A 16675-nucleotide genomic window follows, 5' to 3' on the forward strand; every position below is an offset into this window, starting at 1 on the left:
ATGAAGCGTCGCCTGATGATCGGATTCGCGCTGGCCGTGGTCTGCGCCGCGTCCTCGGTCGCGGAGGCCCGGCCGCCGACGGTCATGAACTCTCCCGGTTATGACAGGCGATTGCAGGAGAGCAGGTCGCAGTTGGGTAATTCACCGACAACAACGGCACCGGTGAATGCGCCGGTAGCTCAACCGAAGCGCAGTAAGAAGAAGCACACGAACTGAGGCCGCATCCTCAGCCGTCGTCCTGGCGAAGGCCAGGACCCATACCGCGGAATCGATCAATAGTGAGCGGTCGGAGTACCGAACTACAAGTCTGCCGCCGAACTACCTCTTGGGATAATGGGTCCTGGCTTTCGCCAGGACGACGGCGGGGCTTGTGGGCGCAGCTCAGCCCTTCTTCGCGGGCTTGCTCGGCGTCGGGCTGAACAGCTTCTTGATATCGTTCAATCCATCCGACAGCCGCGGCCATTCGCAGGAGAACGAGCCCTTGGTGCAGGGTGCGCCCTTCGGCCGCGGCCGCGCGTCGCCGATGGTGGCCTGCTGGACTTTCGGCCGCTCGACCGGCACGGGCACGCGCTCCACGTCGGTGCGCAATGCGATCCGCTGGAGCTGCTGCAGCTGTTGTTCCTGCTGCTCGCGCTGCTGGCGCGCGGTGGCTTGCGCGGCTTCATTGCTGCGGCGCTGATTGGCGAGATAGGCGGTGTAGGATTCGTCGATCTTCTTCTGCTCCTCCGGCGTCGGATTGGGGCCGGCGATGTCGAAGGTGCGGTCCTGGAGGAAATCGTAATAGGAATAGCCGCCGCCTGCCTTGCGCCGGCCGGCGAATTTGGCGTTGCAGTCGGCAAGCGCAGCCGTCTTCTCGGACTTGGTCGTGGCTTTTTCGGCGGCGTCGGCACAGGTCTCGAAGTCAACAGGCGCGCGCTTCCACCATTGTGCCTGGGCATGCGACGGCGCCAGCAGGAAAAATCCTGCTGCGACAACGACAAGCGCCGCACGACGCGATGCAACTACGTCCGACATTCTACGAGAGCATTCCTTGCAAAACTCAACCCGAACTGAGTCGGGCTGATTTTTGCCCCTTTATGGCCTGCTTGTCACCCATGGAACCGGGGAATTTCATGGCTGCGATGCTGACATTTTTTGCTTGACGTGGCGCAGGAGTCACAGCGTCACTTCATCCTGCGCTCGCCTCATCGACGACGCCAAGAAAACGAAGTGGAAACGCCTGATGCTGCTGCCCCTGTCCGACGTGCCGCGCTGGTACGCGGCGCGCAAACCTCAAGGCACGATGGCCGTCCGTCACGGGCAGGATACGCTGACATGGGATGCGCTCGAGCGCGGCGCCAACCGACGCGCGCGGGCGTTCATGGCCAGGGGCGTCAAGGCCGGCGACTTTGTCGCGATCGGGTTGCCGAACGGCAATGCGTTCTTCGAGACATCGTTTGCGGTGTGGAAATGCGGAGCGACGCCGACCTCGCTGTCATGGCGGCTGCCGCGGGGCGAGGCCGCCGCGGTGCTCGACATCCTGAAGCCGGCGCTGGTGGTCGGCGGCGAAGCCGACTGGAACGCGCCGAACCGTCTGCCCGCGGATTTCGTGCCGGAAGGATTTTCGGACGAGACGCTCACCGCACCGGTGGCGCGCTATTGGAAGGCGATGACCAGCGGCGGATCGACCGGCCGCCCGAAGGTGATCCTCGATCACCAGCCGGCAGTGATCGACACGGTCGCCGCGCCGCCGCTCAACATCCCGTTCGGGGTCTCGCTGCTCAATCCCGGCCCGCTCTATCACAATGCGCCGTTCATCGTGTCGCATTACGCGCTGTTCACCGGCGGCCAGCTCACCGGCCTCGTCAAGTTCGACGCCGAGGAGGCGCTGCGGCAAATCGCGCGCGCGCGCGTGCAATGGGTCAATTTCGTGCCGACGATGATGCATCGGATCTGGGCGCTGCCGGAGCACGTGCGCAACACCTATGATCTGTCGAGCCTGCAAACCGTCTTCCACATGGCCGCTCCGATGCCACCCTGGCTGAAGGAGAACTGGATCGCCTGGCTCGGACCCGAGCGGATCTGGGAGCTCTATGGCGGCACCGAGCGACAAGGCTCCTGCATCATCTCCGGCACGGAATGGCTGACGCACAAGGGTTCGGTCGGCAAGATCGGCGAGATGGCGCGCTTGCGCATCATCGGCGAGGACGGCAACGACGTCGCGCCAGGCGAGAGCGGCGAGATCTATTTCCTCAACAATGACGGCAAGGATGCCACCTATCACTATCTCGGCGCCGAGCCGAAGCGCCGTGCGGACGGCTGGGAATCGCTCGGCGATATCGGCAGGCTGGATGCGGAAGGCTACCTTTATCTCGGTGACCGCCTCGCCGACATGGTGCTGCGCGGCGGCGCCAACATCTATCCCGCCGAGGTCGAAGCTGCCGTCTCCGCCGGTCCGGGCGTGCGCTCCTGCGTGGTGGTGGGATTGCCCGATCCGGAATTGGGCCAGCGCGTGCACGCCATCATCGAGCCGGAGGGCGATGCGGACGGTCAGGCCATTGCCGACGGCATGGCGGATTTTTTGAGGGACCGGCTCAGCCGCTACAAGCACCCCGAGAGCTTCGAGATCGTCACCGCCCCGCCACGCGACGATTCCGGAAAAGTTCGCCGCACCCTGTTGCGCGACGAGCGCGCGGCGTGGATGAAGGAGGGGCGTGCCTTCCGGATTTGGCCGGCGAAGGCAAGGGCGGACGCCGATTAAGAGAATTCACGGGGAGGAACGAGATTATGACCATTACCATCGCTGCGAACGCCGTGCCGAAGCCGCCGGCCGAGATCATCGAGGGTTTTCGCGGCGCGCCGACCTCGGTCATTTCGGACAATCTCGGCCGGCTGCCGGGCGCCGTCGGGCTCAAGCCCTATCACCGCGGCGCCAAGCTGGTGGGCACGGCCTTCACGGTCCGCACCCGTCCTGGCGACAATCTCGCCATCCACCGCGCGCTCGAACTGGTGGGCCCCGGCGACGTCATCGTGGTCGATGGCGGCGGCGATGAGACCCGCGCGCTGGTCGGCGAGATCATGAAGAACATCGCGCAGTGGCGCAAAGCCGAAGGCTATGTCATCGACGGCGCGATCCGCGACGTTGCGGCGTTCGCGGCCGATGACTTTCCATGTTATGCCCGCGCCGTGATCCACCGCGGCCCCTACAAGAACGGCCCCGGCGAGATCAACGTGCCTGTTTCGATCGGCGGCAGCGTGATCTCGCCCGGCGACATCGTCGTTGGCGACGAGGACGGCGTGGTGTCGTTTGCCGCCGCCGGTGCCGCGGCTCTGCTGGACGCCGTGCGCGCCCAGGTCGCGCGCGAAGAGGAGACGCTGAAGGCGATCCGCGAGGGCCGTTATCAGGGCTCGTATGGCAAATCCTGATCAGCGAAAAAAACAAGGGGAGGATGGCGTGAGCCAGAAGGACGAATTCCACAATCTCGACGATACCGCCGACGGGCTGTTTCGCGAGCTCGCGGCAGGGGTGACCACGCGCATCTTCTCCGGCGAGCAGGCCATGCTGTCGGTGGTGACGCTGGCGCCGCATGCGCAAGGCACGCTGCACCATCATCCCGAGGAGCAATGGGGCGTGCTGCTCGACGGCTCCGCCATCCGAGTCCAGGGCAGTGAGGAGATAGCCGTGAAGAAGGGCGACTTCTGGCGCACGCCGGGTAATGTGCCGCACACCATGCGCGCCGGCCCCGACGGCGCCCGCGTGCTGGACATTTTCAGTCCGCCGCGGCCAGAATACAGAAAAGCGGGATCCGGTTTCGGGACGACTTAAAGCGCCAAGAGCAAAAGCCGGGCGCGAGAAAACAGGGGAGGGGACCATGAAGATCACACGACGGACGCTGCTCGCGGCGCCGGCTATTCTCGCGATGACGCCGGCGTTGGGCCAGGCTTCAAAAATCACGCTGGTGGTGCCGTTTCCGCCGGGCGGATCGACCGATGCGATGGCGCGGCTGCTCCAGAGCCACCTGCAAACCAAGCTCAACCGCATCGTCATTGTCGAGAACAAGTCGGGCGCCGCCGGCGCGCTCGGCGCGGCGCAGGTCGCCAAGAGCCCGCCTGACGGCCCGACGTTCCTGGTCACCTTCGATTCCCACGCGGTGATCCCCTCCATCCTCGACAAGCCGCCCGTCGATGTCGAGCGCGAACTGATGCCGGTGTTGCTGGTCGGCACCGCGCCTTACGTGATCGCCGCCGGTGCGGGCCGTCCCTACAAGAGCTTTTCCGACGTGGTGGCGGCCTGCAAGGCGACGCCCGGCGCGGTGAAATATGCCTCCGTCGGCATCGGCACGCTCGGCCATCTCGCCATGACCGTGCTCGGCAACAAGGCCGGCGTCGAGATCACGCACGTGCCCTATCGCGGCGGCGGCCCTGCGATGAACGACGTGCTCGGCGGCCATGTCGACCTGATCGCGGGATCGGCGGCGCTGGTCGCAGCCCAACTCGGCACCAACATGCTGCGTCCGATCCTGCAGCTCGGCCGCGAGCGGCTGCCGGGCCTGCCGGATACGCCGACCGCGATCGAGGCGGGCTTTCCGGATTTCGAGACGCTGGCCTGGTGGGGCATCTTCGCGCCCACCGGCACGCCGCCGGACATCGTCGCAGCCCTCGCGACGGCGTCCAAGGAGATCCTGAGCGAGCCCGCGACCGCCGCCCAGCTCAAGGACACCCAGCAGATGACGCTGCTGCTCGAGGACGGCCCCGCCTTCAAGACCTTCTTCGACAAGCAGGTCGCCACTTGGGGCAAGGTGGTGAAGGACAACAATATCAGGGCGTGAGATGACCGGCAGCCCTCCGCATTGAGCAACGCGGAGGGCTTCCGATCCCGCCTCCGCTTTGATAAGAAGCCCCGGTAACCCGCTCTGCGGGTTCCGCGGTCCCGTAGCTCAGCCGGATAGAGCGACGGTTTCCTAAACCGTAGGTCGGAAGTTCGAGTCTTCCCGGGATCGCCAGAATTTCAGTGAGCAATCGTCGCGTTTGCCACGCTCGTCGGCGCAAAAATTGCTAGAAGCGCGAAGCTTCCTTCCTGGCCCCGGCTGATTGCCGGCCCCGCCTAGCTGCCATATCCGGAGACGACAATGCCCTTCGACTTGATCCTGCGCGGCGGCCGTGTGGTCGACCCGTCCCAGAAGCTCGATGCCGTGACCGATGTCGCCTTTTCGGGCGGCAAGATCGCTGCGATCGGCACCGGGCTCAAGGCCGATCCGGGCACCGACGTGCGCGACGTGTCTCGCTACATCGTGACGCCGGGGCTGATCGATCTCCACACCCATGTCTATTGGGGCGGCACGTCGCTTGGCATCGACGCCGAGGAGTTCTGCCGCCTCTCCGGCGTCACCACCGCGGTCGACACCGGCAGCGCGGGGCCCGGCAATTTCGCCGGATTCCGCAAGCACGTGATCGAGCCGAGCCAGGTCCGCATTCTCGCTTATCTTCACGTGTCGCATGCCGGCATTTTCGGCTTCTCGCACCGGATCATGGTCGGCGAGAGCGAGGAGCTGCGGCTGATGAATCCGATCGAGGCGGCCAAGGTGGCCGACGCCAACCGCGACCTCATTGTCGGCATCAAGGTGCGCGTGGGCTTGCACTCCTCGGGCACGTCGGGCGTCGTGCCGCTCGACATCGCGATCGAGGTCGCGAACGAAGTCGGCATGCCCCTGATGGCGCATATCGATCATCCGCCGCCGAGCTATGAGGAGGTGCTGGCGCGCCTGCGCCCCGGCGACGTGCTCACCCATGCGTTCCGGCCCTTCCCCAACACGCCCGCGACCGCGCAGGGGACGGTGAAGCGGGCGGTGCTCGACGCGCGCGAGCGCGGCGTGCTGTTCGACATCGGCCACGGCAAGGGCTCGTTCGCGTTCAAGACCGCACGTGCCATGCTCGCCAACGGCTTCTATCCGGACACGATCTCGTCCGACATTCATCAACTCTGCATCGACGGCCCGGCCTTCGATCAGGTGACGACCCTTTCGAAATTCCTGTGCATGGGCATGCCGCTGTCCGACGTCATCGCAACTTCGACTGTCAACGCTGCGATGGCGCTGCGGCGCCCCGAGCTCGGCAGCCTCAAGCCGGGCAGCGTCGGCGACGCCACGCTGATCTCGGTGAGGGAAGGCCAGTTCGACTACGAGGACGTCGTCGGCGAGCACCTGATCGGCGATCGCAAGATCGTCTCCGAGGGCGTCGTCATCGGCGGCCGCTGGTGGCATCCGAACTGAGCGGCGGGCCGCTCACGCCGACCTGATTACAGCGACTTGATTACAACGACCTGGCGATCAACAGCTTCATGATCTCGTTCGTGCCGCCATAGATCTTCTGGATGCGGGAATCGATGAAGATGCGCGAGATCGGATATTCCTGCATGTAGCCGTAGCCGCCGAACAGCTGGAGGCATTCGTCGGCGGTCTCGACCTGCTTCTCCGAGCACCAATATTTCGCCATTGACGCGGTGACGGTGTCGAGGTCCTTTGCGACCAGCCGCTCGATGCACCAGTCGACGAATACGCGCGCGATCATCGCTTCGGTCTTGCGCTCGGCGAGCTTGAAGGCGGTGTTCTGGAAATCCATCAGCGGCTTGCCGAATGCTTTCCGCTCCTTGGTGTAGTCGACGGTGAGTTTTATCGCGCGCTCCATTGCGGCGACCGCGCCGACCGCGAGCGCGAGGCGCTCCTGGGGCAATTGCTGCATCAGCTGCACGAAGCCCTGGCCTTCCTCGCCGCCGAGCAAATTGTCCGGCGGGACCGTGACGTTGTCGAAGAACAGCTCGGACGTGTCGGAGGCATGCAGGCCGATCTTGTCGAGGTTGCGCCCGCGCTTGTATCCATCCGCGCCCGACGTTTCGACCACGATCAGCGAAATGCCCTTGGCACCGACATCGCCGGTGCGCGCGACCACGATGACGAGATCGGCGGCCTGGCCGTTGGTGATGAAAGTCTTCTGTCCATTGATGACGTAGGAATTGCCCTGCTTCCTGGCGGTGGTCTTGACCGCCTGCAAATCCGAGCCGGTGCCGGGCTCGGTCATGGCGATGGCGCCGACCATCTCGCCCGAGGCCATCTTTGGCAGCCAGCGCTTCTTCTGCTCCTCCGAGCCGTAATTGAGGATGTAGTGCGCGACGATGGCGCTGTGCACGGAGACGCCGGTCGTCAGCTCCGGCACCGTGCTTTCGAGGTCGTCGAGCACGGCGGCGTCATAGGCGAAGGTGGCGCCGAGGCCGCCATATTCCTCCGGCACGCTCGCCAGCAGCGCGCCCATCTCGCCAAGCCCGCGCCAGGCAAAGCGGTCGACCATCTTCTGCTCGCGCCATTTTTCGGCATGCGGGGCCAGGTCCTTGGCAAGATATTTCCGGAACTGGTCGCGGAAGATTTCGAGCTCTTCGGTCATCCAGGAGGAGCGGTAGGACATGGTCACCTCGGTCAATGCGGCATTCCGGCTTGGTAGGCCAGCCTTTGGCGGCAATTATTGTGTTTTCAGCCTGCGCCGGTGACGCTACCAAGGCGGCCGGAGCAGCGTCTGTCGGGATGGTTGATTGTGGCTGTCAAAACTCAAGAGCTCAAGCTCGACATCGCGCGCATCGGCACGGTCTCCACGATCCTGACTCAGCCGGATGATGCGCGCGCCTGTTACGTGCTGGCGCATGGTGCGGGTGCGGGGATGCAGCATGCATCGATGGACCAGATTGCGGAGGGTCTCGCTGCTCGCGGCATCGCGACCTTCCGCTTCAATTTTCCCTACATGGAAAACAAGCAGGCCCGTCCCGACCAGCCGGCTGTCGCCCACGCCACGATCCGCGCGGCCGTCGAGGAAGCCGCGCGGCTCTGCCCCGGTGTGATGCTCGTTGCGGGCGGAAAATCGTTCGGCGGGCGCATGACGTCGCAGGCGCAGTCGAAGACTCCGCTGCCTGATGTCAAAGGGCTCGCCTTCCTCGGTTTTCCCCTGCACGCCGACAAGAAGCCGTCGACGGAGCGCGCCGAGCACCTGGCCCGTGTCGAGATCCCGATGCTGTTCCTGCAAGGCACCCGCGACGGGCTCGCCGATCTCGGCCTCCTCAAGCCGGTCATCGCCGCTCTTGCACCGAAGGCGACGCTGCACGAGGTCGAAGGCGGCGATCACTCCTTCGCGGTGCTAAAAAGGTCCGGCCGCAGCAATGAAGAGGCGCTTGCGGAGGTGCTCGACACGCTCTCGGCCTGGATCGACAAACTCGCCTGAAATCTCACGCCGAATAGAGCCCCTTGTCGCGCGCCTTCTGGATCGCGAGCGCGGCAATGAGATCGAGGGTCGGCGTCGACAGGCCGGCGGTGCGCGCGAAGGCTTGGGGCGCCTTCACCAGGACGTCGATCTCCATGGCGCGACCGAGCTCGTAATCCTGCAGCAGCGACGGCTTGTGGTTGGGGGCGGGGCCGCTGCGTGACACGCGCTTGACCTCGGGGATAAAGTGCTGGGCGATCTCGTTGGCCTCGTTCAGCATCCGCGGAATGACGTCCGCAAAGGCGGGGTCATCGCGCACGCCGCGCGCGGTCTGGCCGGTGAGCAGGCACAGCACCGACAAAGACATGTTGGTCAGCAGCTTTGACCAGATCGCCTCGCGGATCTCGGCGACCGGCGGCGATTCCAGCCGCGCGTCGGTGAAGACACTGCGGAGCGTCGTGATGCGCGCGCAATTGCGATCGTCGCATTCGCCGATCAGCAGGCGGTTGCGGTCCGGCGTCAGGTTCTGCACCACGCCGGGCGCGGTCACCTCGTTGGAGGAGAAGACCACGCCGCCGACGATCCGCTCCTTCGGAATGCAGGCGCGCAAGCGCCCGCCCGGGTCGAGGAAGGAAATGTCCGGCGGGGTCGGGTGTCGCGGCGGCAGGCCGATCCCGTACCACCAGGGAATGCCGTTCTGCGCAAAGACGATCGCGGTGTCGTCCTGCAGCAGCGGCTTGAGGTTGGAGACCAGCCCCTGGAGCGCGGTGGCCTTGAGCGTGGAAATCACGACGTCCTGCGGGCCGAGCTGGGCCGGATCGCCTGACGCGTTCACCTTGGCGGAGACCTCGGAATCGCCGACGCGCAGCTTCAGGCCGTTGGCCCGGACTGCCTCCAGGTGCGCGCCGCGCATCACGCACGAGACCTCGTGGCCGGCGCGGGCCAGCCTGACCGCAATATGGCTGCCGACGGCGCCCGCGCCGAAAATGCAGATGCGCATGTGATGTCCGTCCCTGATCCCTTGATGCCGCCCCGCGGCAGCATGACACAAGCCGCCATGCGATGGACGCGGCTGCCCTACGCTCGAAAGATATGGATCGAGGTATGGAGCCTCGGTCATAGTGCGCGCCAAACAAACGAGCGGAGGAACACCGATGACCGACAGCCCCGTCCTGTGGACCCTGGATGCGCGTGGGGTTGCGACCGTCACGTTGAACCGGCCGGAGGTCAACAACGCCTATGACGGCGCGTTGATCGCGGGCGTGCTCGCGGCGATGGACGATCTCGGCAGCAAGCCCGACCTTCGCCTCGTGGTGCTCAAGGGCAACGGCAAGCATTTCCAGGCCGGCGCCGACCTCAAATGGATCAATGGCGTGCGGCCGCAATCGAGCGAGGCGAACGAGGCCGCGTCGCGGGCGACGTTCGAGGCCGTGCAGCGGCTCAACACGCTGCCGATTCCGACGGTGGCGCTGGTGCAGGGCGGCTGCTTCGGCGGCGGCACCGGCGTGATCGCAGCCTGCGACGTCGTGATCGCGGCGGAGAACGCCCTGTTCTCGATCACCGAAGTGCGCTGGGGCCTGACCGCGGCGATCATCATCCCGCAGCTCTGCGATGCCATCGGCGTACGGCAAGTCCGCCGCTACGCGCTGACTGGTGAACGTTTCGGCGCCGAGGACGCCCGTCGTATCGGCCTCGTCCACGAGGTGGTGCCGCTCGCCGATCTCGACGCCGCCGGCGCGAAGGTGGTCGAGCAGTTGCTTGCCAACGGACCGGAGGCGATGGCCGAGACCAAGCGGCTGGCGCTGGAGAGCTCGTTCGGCGGCATGGCGGTGGACGATGCGGCTTACAAGCGGCTCGTGCATCTGCATTCGGTCAAGCGACAGAGCGCGGAGGCGGCGGAGGGATTGGCGTCGTTTGCCGAAAAACGCGCGGCGAATTGGGCAGGTGCCAAAAGCTGAACGCGAGTAGCCCGGATGGAGCGAAGCGCAATCCGGGAACGGACTAACCGAATCTCTCGGTTGTCCTCGCGTGGCACGAACCCGGATTACGCTTGCGCTCCATCCGGGCTACGGGCCCTTACAGCGACACGGCCAGTGAAGTTTTCAGCAAAGTCAGCAGCGCCTGCACCGCAGCCGCATTGCGCCGCCGTTCAGGGATCGCAGCCTTCACCCACAATTCCGGAATCGGAAACTCGCGCAGAACCGGCTTGAGTGCGCCGTCGCGCAAGGCGTCCGCGACGAGATAGTCCGATATCAGCACGATGCCATTGCCGGCGATGGCGCTGCGCGCCAGCACGTGGCCCTCGTTGCAGGACAGCAGCGGGCTGACTTGGACGCTGATGCGGCCGCGCGGCCCGTCAAAGATCCACTCCGGCCCTGTCGGCAGAAAGCTGAGACAGCGATGCTCGACCAGATCACGCGGATGTTTCGGCGTGCCGTGTTTCTTCAAATAGGCAGGCGAGGCGCAGAGCAGCCGCTTCAGCGGGCACAGGGGCTCGTCGACGACCCCGCCAAAGGAATGCGGGAAGGCGCCGATGGCGATATCAAAGCCTTCGGTGACGGGATCGACCGGACGGTCGAACAGCACGATATCGAGCTTGAGCCGCGGGTTCTCGGTCTGGAAAGCGGTGAAGACGTCCGCAAGCCGGGCAACCGTCAGCGAGGTCGGCGCCTTGATGCGCAGGTGATCGACGAGATCATGGCCCTTCTCGCCCATGCGCGAGAGCAGGTCGGTGGCGTCGGTGACGACGGCGCGGGCGCGATGCACGTAGCGCTGGCCGGCCTCGGTCAGCCGCAATTGCCGGGTCGAGCGCTGAAACAGCGGCGTGCCGATCCGCGCCTCCAGCTGCGTGACGCGCTTGGCCACCACCGACGTCGAGACGCCGAGTTTTCGCGCAGCCGCGGAGAAGCCGGCGGCGTCGGCGGTGGCGAGGAACGCCTGCAAGTTGACGAGGATGTCCATTCCGACCTTTCTCGATTCGAGAAAACTGATCGTCTATTTTGGCGGATTGTAGCTCGGTTCGAGTTAATTCATAGTCGGCCAAAGCAAGAGACTTTCAGAGACAGGGACGCGCCATGCAGGCCATGACGATCGAAGAACCGGCACGCCATGTGCCGATCTATGGCGAATATGAAGTGGTCGTGCTCGGCGGCGGTCCGGCCGGCATCGTGGCGGCGGCCTCAAGCGCGCGCGCTGGACGGAAGACGCTCTTGATCGAGCGCTACGGGTTCCTCGGCGGCATGGGGACCGCTGCCGGCGTCACCAACTTCTGCGGCCTGCATGGCAATGTCTACGGCGAGGCCCACCGGCTGGTGCAAGGCATGGCGTCCGAGCTGCTGGCGCGGATCGATCGCTTGAACGGCCTCAACGCGCCGCATCTGATCCTCGGCAAGGTCTTCGCCCAGGCTTACGACACCGCCGCCTACAAGATCGCGGCCGACCAACTGCTCGCCAGCCACAAGGTGCACATCCTTTTCCATGCGCTCGGTGCCGGCGTCGTGATGGACGATAACAGCCGCATCGACGCGCTGATGGTCGAGACCAAGGCCGGCCGACAGGCGGTGCGATCGGAGATCTTCATCGATTGCTCCGGCGACGGCGATCTCGCGGTCTGGGCCGGCGCGCCGTTCGAATTCGGCGACGAGCACGGTCATCCGATGTATCCCTCGATGATGCTCCGTCTCAACGGCATCGATCCCGAGAAGGCGGGCGAGGCCTGGCGCACCATCCCGCAATTGATGGAGCAGGCCATCGCCGCCGGCACCCACACATTCCCGCGCAAGAGCGCGATCGTGCGGCCGCAGAAGTCCGGCATTGAATGGCGGGTGAACTTCACGCAAGTGGCGCGCGAGGACGGCCATGCCATCAACGGCATCGAGCCTGACGATCTCACCCGCGGCGAGATCGAGGGCCGCAAGCAGGCGCTCGCCGCGTTCGAATTCCTGCGCACCGTGCCGGGCTTTGAAAAATCCTACATCGTCGACCTGCCGCCGCAGCTCGGCATCCGCGAAACCCGCCGCATCACGGGCGGCTATCAGCTCAGCGGCGAGGACGTGCTGGGTTGCGCCTCGTTCGAGGATTCCATCGGCGTCAATGGCTGGCCGATCGAGGCCCATGTCCCCGGCGACGTCGTCTTCACCTTCCCGCCGATCCCGGAATCGCGCGGCTATAACGAACTGCCGTACCGGATGCTGGTGCCCGAAGGCGTCGACAATCTGCTGGTCGCCGGCCGCTGCGCCTCGATGACCCATGAGGGCCAATCGGCGGCCCGGGTCTCCGGTGCCTGTTTCGTGATGGGGGAGGCGGCCGGTTCCGCCGCCGCGCTGGCGCTCTCCGGAAACCGCATTCCACGCGACATCCCCATTGATAAATTGCAAGAAACGTTGAAACAACAGGGCGCCTTCGTCGGACGGGACCAGCCCGTGCCCGAGGGCCTGTAACCGACTGCAAGATAACGACGGGGAGGAAACGAAATGACCGGGATTGTGCGGCTCGCGCTAGCTGGCCTGATGGCGATCACAGCGATGGGCGCGGCCCGAGCCGAGGACGTGCTGAAAGCCAGGATCGGCGTGCTCAGGCTATCCTCCTCCGCGCCCGTGTTCATCGCGCAGGACAAGGGCTATTTCCGCGAGGCCGGCGTCGACGTCGAGCTGAAATTCTTCGATGCGGCCCAACCGATCGCGGTGGCCACCACCTCCGGCGACATCGATTTCGGCGTGACTGCCTTCACTGCCGGCCTCTACAATCTCGCCGGCAAGGGCGTGCTGAAGGTGATCGGCGGCATGAGCCGCGAGAGGGCCGGCTATCCCCTGATCGGCTATTTCGCCAGCAACAACGCTTATGCGAGCGGTCTGAAGACGCCGAAGGACCTCGCGGGCAAGCGCGTGGCGATGACCCAGGTCGGCTCCTCCTTTCACTATTCGCTCGGGCTGCTTGCCGACAAATACGGCTTCAAGCTCGCGGACGTGAAGATCGTGCCGCTGCAATCGCTGTCGAACGCGGCGGCCGCGCTGAAGGGCGAAACCGTGGATGCCGCGCTGCTGCCGATCTCCACCGCGCGAAAACTGATGGACGACGGCGGTGCGAAGTTTCTCGGCTGGGTCGGCGACGAGACACCCTGGCAATTGGGCGCGGTGTTCGCCTCGCCGAAGACGCTGACCAACAAGGTTCTGGCGACGAAGCTGCTCGGCGTTTTGGCAAAGGCCGACCGCGAATATCACGACGTCATTCTTGCTGCGATGAAAGACGGTGTCGCGCCGATCAATGACAAGACAAAGCCGCTGCTGGAGATCATCGCCAAGTATACGAACCTCCCGGTCGAGCAGGTGGTCGGCAATTGCGCCTATATCGATGCCGACGGCAAGCTGGATGTGAAGAACGTCGACAACCAGATCAAATGGCTCCAGGAGCAGGGTTTTGCCGACAAGGGCTTTGACGCGAACGCGATCATCGCAAAGGAATTCGTGAAGGCGGATTGATGCTGCGCGCTCCTCTCCATCTCCGTCATCCCCGCGCAACGGCAAAGCCGTTGTCGCTGGAGGCGCTCGCGAAGCGAGCCTCGCAGGATGCACCGCCCGGATGCAGCCGGGACGACACTGAGGCCATGACATGGACCTGATCGCCAACCATATCACCCATCGTTTCGGCGAGCTCGCCGTGCTCGACGACGTCTCGTTCACCGTCAGTGCCGGCGAGGTGGTGGCGATCGTGGGGCCGTCGGGCTGCGGCAAGAGCACGTTGCTGTCGATCCTCGGTGGCCTGTTGCTGCCGACCTCCGGCGCGCCCGAGCTGCGTGGATCGCCGCCGCCGGACAGTCTCAATCCGCTCACCTTCGTGTTCCAGGATTTCGCGCTGCTGCCCTGGGCCAATGTGGAGGAGAACGTTGAATTCCCGCTGCTGCACACCCAGCTCTCGTCCGTGCAGCGCCGCGCGCTGGTCGATGACGCCTTGCGCCGCACCGGCCTGACGGATTTTCGCACGGCCTATCCAAAGCAGCTGTCCGGCGGCATGCGCCAGCGCGTCGGCATTTCGCGCGCGCTCGCGGTCAGGCCGGCCATTCTCCTGATGGACGAGCCGTTGTCGGCGCTGGATTCGCAGACCCGCGAACTGCTGATGGAGGATTTCGTCCGGCTCCTCGCCGATGGCGGCATGGGCGCGGTCTATGTCACGCATAATCTCGAAGAGGCGGCGAGGCTTGCCGATCGCATCGTGGTGCTGTCGCGGCGTCCTGGCCGCATTCGCGAGGTCGTGAGCGTGCCGATGACGCGTACTCAGCGCGGTGAAATTGCAGCCCGTGAAAAGCTGCTCGCGCTTCAGAACCAGATCTGGTCGCTGATCCGCAACGAGGCGATCGATGCCGAGCGCGAGGTCCAGCATGCTTGATCGCGCTCCGGCGGGAACATCTGCGAAGGATGACGCGGTCCGGCGCGTCCGCTTTCGCGGCGCCGGCTTCGTGCCGGCGAGCAGCCGCTTCGGCGGCTGGATCGCGCTCGCGCTGGTCATTGCGATCTGGCAGGCGGCGGGCAGCACCGGCCTGGTCAATCCGCTGTTCCTGCCCCCGCCGTCGGCGATCGCGCGTGCGATCTACCAGCTCGCGATCTCGGGTGCGCTGTGGCAGCACCTTTCCGCGTCGCTCCTGCGCATCGGTGTCGGCTGGCTGCTCGGCACGGCGGCCGGCGTCGCGGTCGGCTTTGCCATCGGCCTGTCGCGTCTGGCGCGCAGCGTCGGCATCACCTTCATCTCGGCGCTGTTCCCGATCCCGAAGATTGCGCTGCTGCCGCTGTTGATCCTCTGGCTCGGCATCGGTGAAGAGCCGAAGATCGCGACCATCGCGCTCGGAGTGTTCTTCTCGACCGCAATCTCGGTCTATAGCGGCGTCGACGCGGTGCCGCGCAACCTCGTCCGCATGGCGCAAAGCTTCAACGTGCCGTTCGCCACGATCGTGCGCAAGGTGGTGTGGCCGGGCGCGCTGCCCGCGATCCTCGCCGGCTTCCGCATCACGTCGTCGGTGGCGCTGCTGCTCGTCGTCAGCGCCGAGATGATCGGCGCGCAATACGGCATCGGCGCGTTCGTATTGCAGGCCGGCAATTTGATGCAGACGGATCAGCTGCTCGCGGGCGTGGTGATCCTGTCGGTGTTCGGGTTGATGGTGGGGCGGGTGATCAACTGGCTGGAGACGCGGCTGCTGCACTGGCGGTGAGGGCTGTGGATGGAAGTGCGCGCCACCACCTCCGTCGTCATCCCGGCGAAGGCCGGGATCCATAACCCCAGGCGGTAGTTTGGCGGATACTCGTCGTTGCTCTTTCGTCGGTACGAATACCGTTCGTCTCGATAGGTCACGCGGTATGGGTCCCGGCCCCCGTGCGCAATTGCGCACTAGGCCGGGACGACAGCGGAGAGTGCGGCTAACATTCGCACCTCACGCGTTCCCGCGATCCTCCCGGAACAAATCCAGCTTCTGCTGCACGGGTCGATCCGAGAAGCTGAACAGCACTGCATCCATGTCCGCCTCGTGCGTGACCCATTGCCAGCTCGGCACCACGAACAAATCGCGCGGGCCCCATTCGAAGGTCGATTCCCCGATGCGGGTACGGCCGTGGCCTTCGATCGGACAGAACACCGTTGCGTCCGTCGAACGATAGCGCGCGGTCTTGAAGCCCTTGGGCAGCAACTGGATGAAAGTGCCGATGGTTGGCATCGCGAAGTCGCCGGTCTCGGGGTTGCTGAATTTCAGCTTCAGCCCGTGACATGCGTCCCACTCCTGGCTCGTGCGGGCTTTCTCCAGTGCTTCGCGCGTGTAGGCATAGGGATAACTGAAGATCGGCGACGTCTTCGAGCTCCGCTTCACGTCGACCGGCAGCAGATTGTGGCCGTAGCGCGCGAAGCTGTCGCCGGCTGGCCTTGTAATCTTCTGCTGATCCTCGTTGGAGCCTTCCGCGAAAGAGCAGTCGAAGAACTGCACCAGCGGAATGTCGAGACCGTCGAGCCAGAACATCGGCTGGTCGGTCTCGTTGGAATGATCGTGCCAGGTCATCGACGGCGTGATGATGAAGTCGCCGGGCTCCATCGCGGTGCGCTCGCCGTCGACCGCGGTGTGGGCGCCCTTGCCTTCGAGCACGAAGCGCAGCGCCGACTGGCTGTGCCGGTGGGCGGGCGCGATGTCGCCGGGCACCACCATCTGCACGCCGGCATAGAGGGACGTGGTGATTTTCGACTGCCCGCGCAGGCCGGGATTTTCCAGCACCAGCACGCGCCGCTCGGCTTCTTTCGCCGTGATCAGCTTGCCGGCTTCGGTCATGTAGTCGCGGATGATGTCGAACTTCCACAGATGCGGCCGGCAGGCGCTCTTCGGCTCCGGCGTGATCAAATCGCTCATGACGGTCCAGAGCGCGGTGAGATTCTCGCCGTCGATCTTCTTGTAGAACGCCTCGCGTTCCGGCGTCTTGGTCACGGCTTCCAT

At 65.1% G+C, this 16675-nt stretch carries 17 protein-coding genes and 1 tRNA gene; 13 read left to right on the forward strand and 5 right to left on the reverse strand.

All coding sequences use genetic code 11. The annotated features are described in order from the left end of the window. A complete protein-coding gene (locus BRA471DRAFT_RS36050) occupies positions 1-216 on the forward strand; it encodes a hypothetical protein (protein WP_007604631.1) in 216 nt (71 codons plus the stop codon). A gap of 165 nt (positions 217-381) precedes the next feature. Here the strand turns inward: BRA471DRAFT_RS36050 and BRA471DRAFT_RS38645 are convergent, their stop codons facing one another. Then, positions 382-1014, reverse strand: coding sequence for a hypothetical protein (locus BRA471DRAFT_RS38645; protein WP_007604633.1), 633 nt, complete (start codon positions 1012-1014; stop codon positions 382-384). A 208-nt stretch (positions 1015-1222) separates the two neighbouring features. Between BRA471DRAFT_RS38645 and BRA471DRAFT_RS03230 the strand changes: the two genes are divergently transcribed. The 6 genes from BRA471DRAFT_RS03230 (at position 1223) to BRA471DRAFT_RS03255 (ending at position 6248) form a co-directional block, all read left to right on the forward strand. After that, entirely contained in the window at positions 1223-2740 is a 1518-nt protein-coding gene (locus BRA471DRAFT_RS03230) for an AMP-binding protein (protein WP_007604634.1), read from the forward strand. Between the two features lie 26 nt (positions 2741-2766). Next, positions 2767-3405: an RraA family protein gene (locus BRA471DRAFT_RS03235; protein WP_007604635.1), complete on the forward strand. Its 639-nt coding sequence runs from the start codon at positions 2767-2769 to the stop codon at positions 3403-3405. A 28-nt stretch (positions 3406-3433) separates the two neighbouring features. Further along, entirely contained in the window at positions 3434-3805 is a 372-nt protein-coding gene (locus BRA471DRAFT_RS03240; RefSeq protein WP_007604636.1) for a dimethylsulfonioproprionate lyase family protein, read from the forward strand. 46 nt (positions 3806-3851) lie between these two features. Next, positions 3852-4808: a tripartite tricarboxylate transporter substrate-binding protein gene (locus tag BRA471DRAFT_RS03245; RefSeq protein WP_007604637.1), complete on the forward strand. Its 957-nt coding sequence runs from the start codon at positions 3852-3854 to the stop codon at positions 4806-4808. A gap of 97 nt (positions 4809-4905) precedes the next feature. Next, positions 4906-4982: transfer RNA gene (locus tag BRA471DRAFT_RS03250), tRNA-Arg, on the forward strand. A gap of 126 nt (positions 4983-5108) precedes the next feature. Beyond that, entirely contained in the window at positions 5109-6248 is a 1140-nt protein-coding gene (locus BRA471DRAFT_RS03255; RefSeq protein ID WP_007604638.1) for an amidohydrolase/deacetylase family metallohydrolase, read from the forward strand. 40 nt (positions 6249-6288) lie between these two features. Here BRA471DRAFT_RS03255 and BRA471DRAFT_RS03260 read toward each other — a convergent pair whose 3' ends face one another. Beyond that, the gene (locus tag BRA471DRAFT_RS03260) at positions 6289-7434 is read right to left on the reverse strand and encodes an acyl-CoA dehydrogenase family protein (protein WP_007604639.1); all 1146 of its coding nucleotides are present in this window, start codon (positions 7432-7434) and stop codon (positions 6289-6291) included. A 126-nt stretch (positions 7435-7560) separates the two neighbouring features. Between BRA471DRAFT_RS03260 and BRA471DRAFT_RS03265 the strand changes: the two genes are divergently transcribed. Further along, positions 7561-8238, forward strand: coding sequence for an alpha/beta family hydrolase (locus BRA471DRAFT_RS03265; protein ID WP_007604641.1), 678 nt, complete (start codon positions 7561-7563; stop codon positions 8236-8238). A gap of 4 nt (positions 8239-8242) precedes the next feature. Here BRA471DRAFT_RS03265 and BRA471DRAFT_RS03270 read toward each other — a convergent pair whose 3' ends face one another. Beyond that, positions 8243-9217 (reverse strand): ketopantoate reductase family protein, encoded by a 975-nt coding sequence (locus BRA471DRAFT_RS03270; protein ID WP_007604642.1) that lies wholly within the window; start codon positions 9215-9217, stop codon positions 8243-8245. A 154-nt stretch (positions 9218-9371) separates the two neighbouring features. Here BRA471DRAFT_RS03270 and BRA471DRAFT_RS03275 point away from each other — a divergent pair, with 154 nt between their 5' ends. Then, a complete protein-coding gene (locus tag BRA471DRAFT_RS03275; protein WP_007604643.1) occupies positions 9372-10175 on the forward strand; it encodes an enoyl-CoA hydratase-related protein in 804 nt (267 codons plus the stop codon). A 118-nt stretch (positions 10176-10293) separates the two neighbouring features. On the opposite strand, the gene BRA471DRAFT_RS03280 is transcribed toward BRA471DRAFT_RS03275, so the two are convergent. Then, positions 10294-11178, reverse strand: a complete 885-nt coding sequence (locus BRA471DRAFT_RS03280; RefSeq protein ID WP_007604644.1) for a LysR family transcriptional regulator — start codon at positions 11176-11178, stop codon at positions 10294-10296. Between the two features lie 113 nt (positions 11179-11291). Between BRA471DRAFT_RS03280 and BRA471DRAFT_RS03285 the strand changes: the two genes are divergently transcribed. The 4 genes from BRA471DRAFT_RS03285 to BRA471DRAFT_RS03300 all read left to right on the forward strand — a co-directional run bounded on the left by BRA471DRAFT_RS03285 (position 11292) and on the right by BRA471DRAFT_RS03300 (position 15415). After that, positions 11292-12656, forward strand: a complete 1365-nt coding sequence (locus tag BRA471DRAFT_RS03285) for an FAD-dependent oxidoreductase (protein WP_007604645.1) — start codon at positions 11292-11294, stop codon at positions 12654-12656. Between the two features lie 33 nt (positions 12657-12689). Next, entirely contained in the window at positions 12690-13694 is a 1005-nt protein-coding gene (locus tag BRA471DRAFT_RS03290; RefSeq protein ID WP_007604646.1) for an ABC transporter substrate-binding protein, read from the forward strand. Between the two features lie 130 nt (positions 13695-13824). Next, positions 13825-14598 (forward strand): ABC transporter ATP-binding protein, encoded by a 774-nt coding sequence (locus tag BRA471DRAFT_RS03295; RefSeq protein WP_007604647.1) that lies wholly within the window; start codon positions 13825-13827, stop codon positions 14596-14598. Next, positions 14591-15415 carry an ABC transporter permease gene (locus BRA471DRAFT_RS03300; protein WP_007604648.1) on the forward strand — a complete coding sequence of 275 codons (825 nt, stop codon included), beginning with the start codon at positions 14591-14593 and terminating at the stop codon, positions 15413-15415. Before BRA471DRAFT_RS03295 ends, BRA471DRAFT_RS03300 begins: the two co-directional genes overlap by 8 nt. A 219-nt stretch (positions 15416-15634) precedes the next feature. On the opposite strand, the gene gtdA is transcribed toward BRA471DRAFT_RS03300, so the two are convergent. Beyond that, positions 15635-16675: a gentisate 1,2-dioxygenase gene (gene gtdA, locus BRA471DRAFT_RS03305; protein WP_007604651.1), complete on the reverse strand. Its 1041-nt coding sequence runs from the start codon at positions 16673-16675 to the stop codon at positions 15635-15637.

Source organism: Bradyrhizobium sp. WSM471 (assembly GCF_000244915.1).
In the GTDB taxonomy this organism is placed as follows: Bacteria; Pseudomonadota; Alphaproteobacteria; order Rhizobiales; family Xanthobacteraceae; genus Bradyrhizobium.

Coding starts and splice junctions, on each gene's coding strand:
- BRA471DRAFT_RS03270 (WP_007604642.1), bottom strand. CDS start 9,217: ATGCGCATCTGCATTTTCGGCGCGGGCGCCGTCGGCAGCCATATTGCG.
- BRA471DRAFT_RS03275 (WP_007604643.1), top strand. CDS start 9,372: ATGACCGACAGCCCCGTCCTGTGGACCCTGGATGCGCGTGGGGTTGCG.
- BRA471DRAFT_RS03260 (WP_007604639.1), bottom strand. CDS start 7,434: ATGTCCTACCGCTCCTCCTGGATGACCGAAGAGCTCGAAATCTTCCGC.
- BRA471DRAFT_RS03290 (WP_007604646.1), top strand. CDS start 12,690: ATGACCGGGATTGTGCGGCTCGCGCTAGCTGGCCTGATGGCGATCACA.
- BRA471DRAFT_RS03255 (WP_007604638.1), top strand. CDS start 5,109: ATGCCCTTCGACTTGATCCTGCGCGGCGGCCGTGTGGTCGACCCGTCC.
- BRA471DRAFT_RS03295 (WP_007604647.1), top strand. CDS start 13,825: ATGGACCTGATCGCCAACCATATCACCCATCGTTTCGGCGAGCTCGCC.
- BRA471DRAFT_RS03285 (WP_007604645.1), top strand. CDS start 11,292: ATGCAGGCCATGACGATCGAAGAACCGGCACGCCATGTGCCGATCTAT.
- gtdA (WP_007604651.1), bottom strand. CDS start 16,675: ATGGAAGCCGTGACCAAGACGCCGGAACGCGAGGCGTTCTACAAGAAG.
- BRA471DRAFT_RS03300 (WP_007604648.1), top strand. CDS start 14,591: ATGCTTGATCGCGCTCCGGCGGGAACATCTGCGAAGGATGACGCGGTC.
- BRA471DRAFT_RS36050 (WP_007604631.1), top strand. CDS start 1: ATGAAGCGTCGCCTGATGATCGGATTCGCGCTGGCCGTGGTCTGCGCC.
- BRA471DRAFT_RS38645 (WP_007604633.1), bottom strand. CDS start 1,014: ATGTCGGACGTAGTTGCATCGCGTCGTGCGGCGCTTGTCGTTGTCGCA.
- BRA471DRAFT_RS03235 (WP_007604635.1), top strand. CDS start 2,767: ATGACCATTACCATCGCTGCGAACGCCGTGCCGAAGCCGCCGGCCGAG.
- BRA471DRAFT_RS03245 (WP_007604637.1), top strand. CDS start 3,852: ATGAAGATCACACGACGGACGCTGCTCGCGGCGCCGGCTATTCTCGCG.
- BRA471DRAFT_RS03280 (WP_007604644.1), bottom strand. CDS start 11,178: ATGGACATCCTCGTCAACTTGCAGGCGTTCCTCGCCACCGCCGACGCC.
- BRA471DRAFT_RS03230 (WP_007604634.1), top strand. CDS start 1,223: ATGCTGCTGCCCCTGTCCGACGTGCCGCGCTGGTACGCGGCGCGCAAA.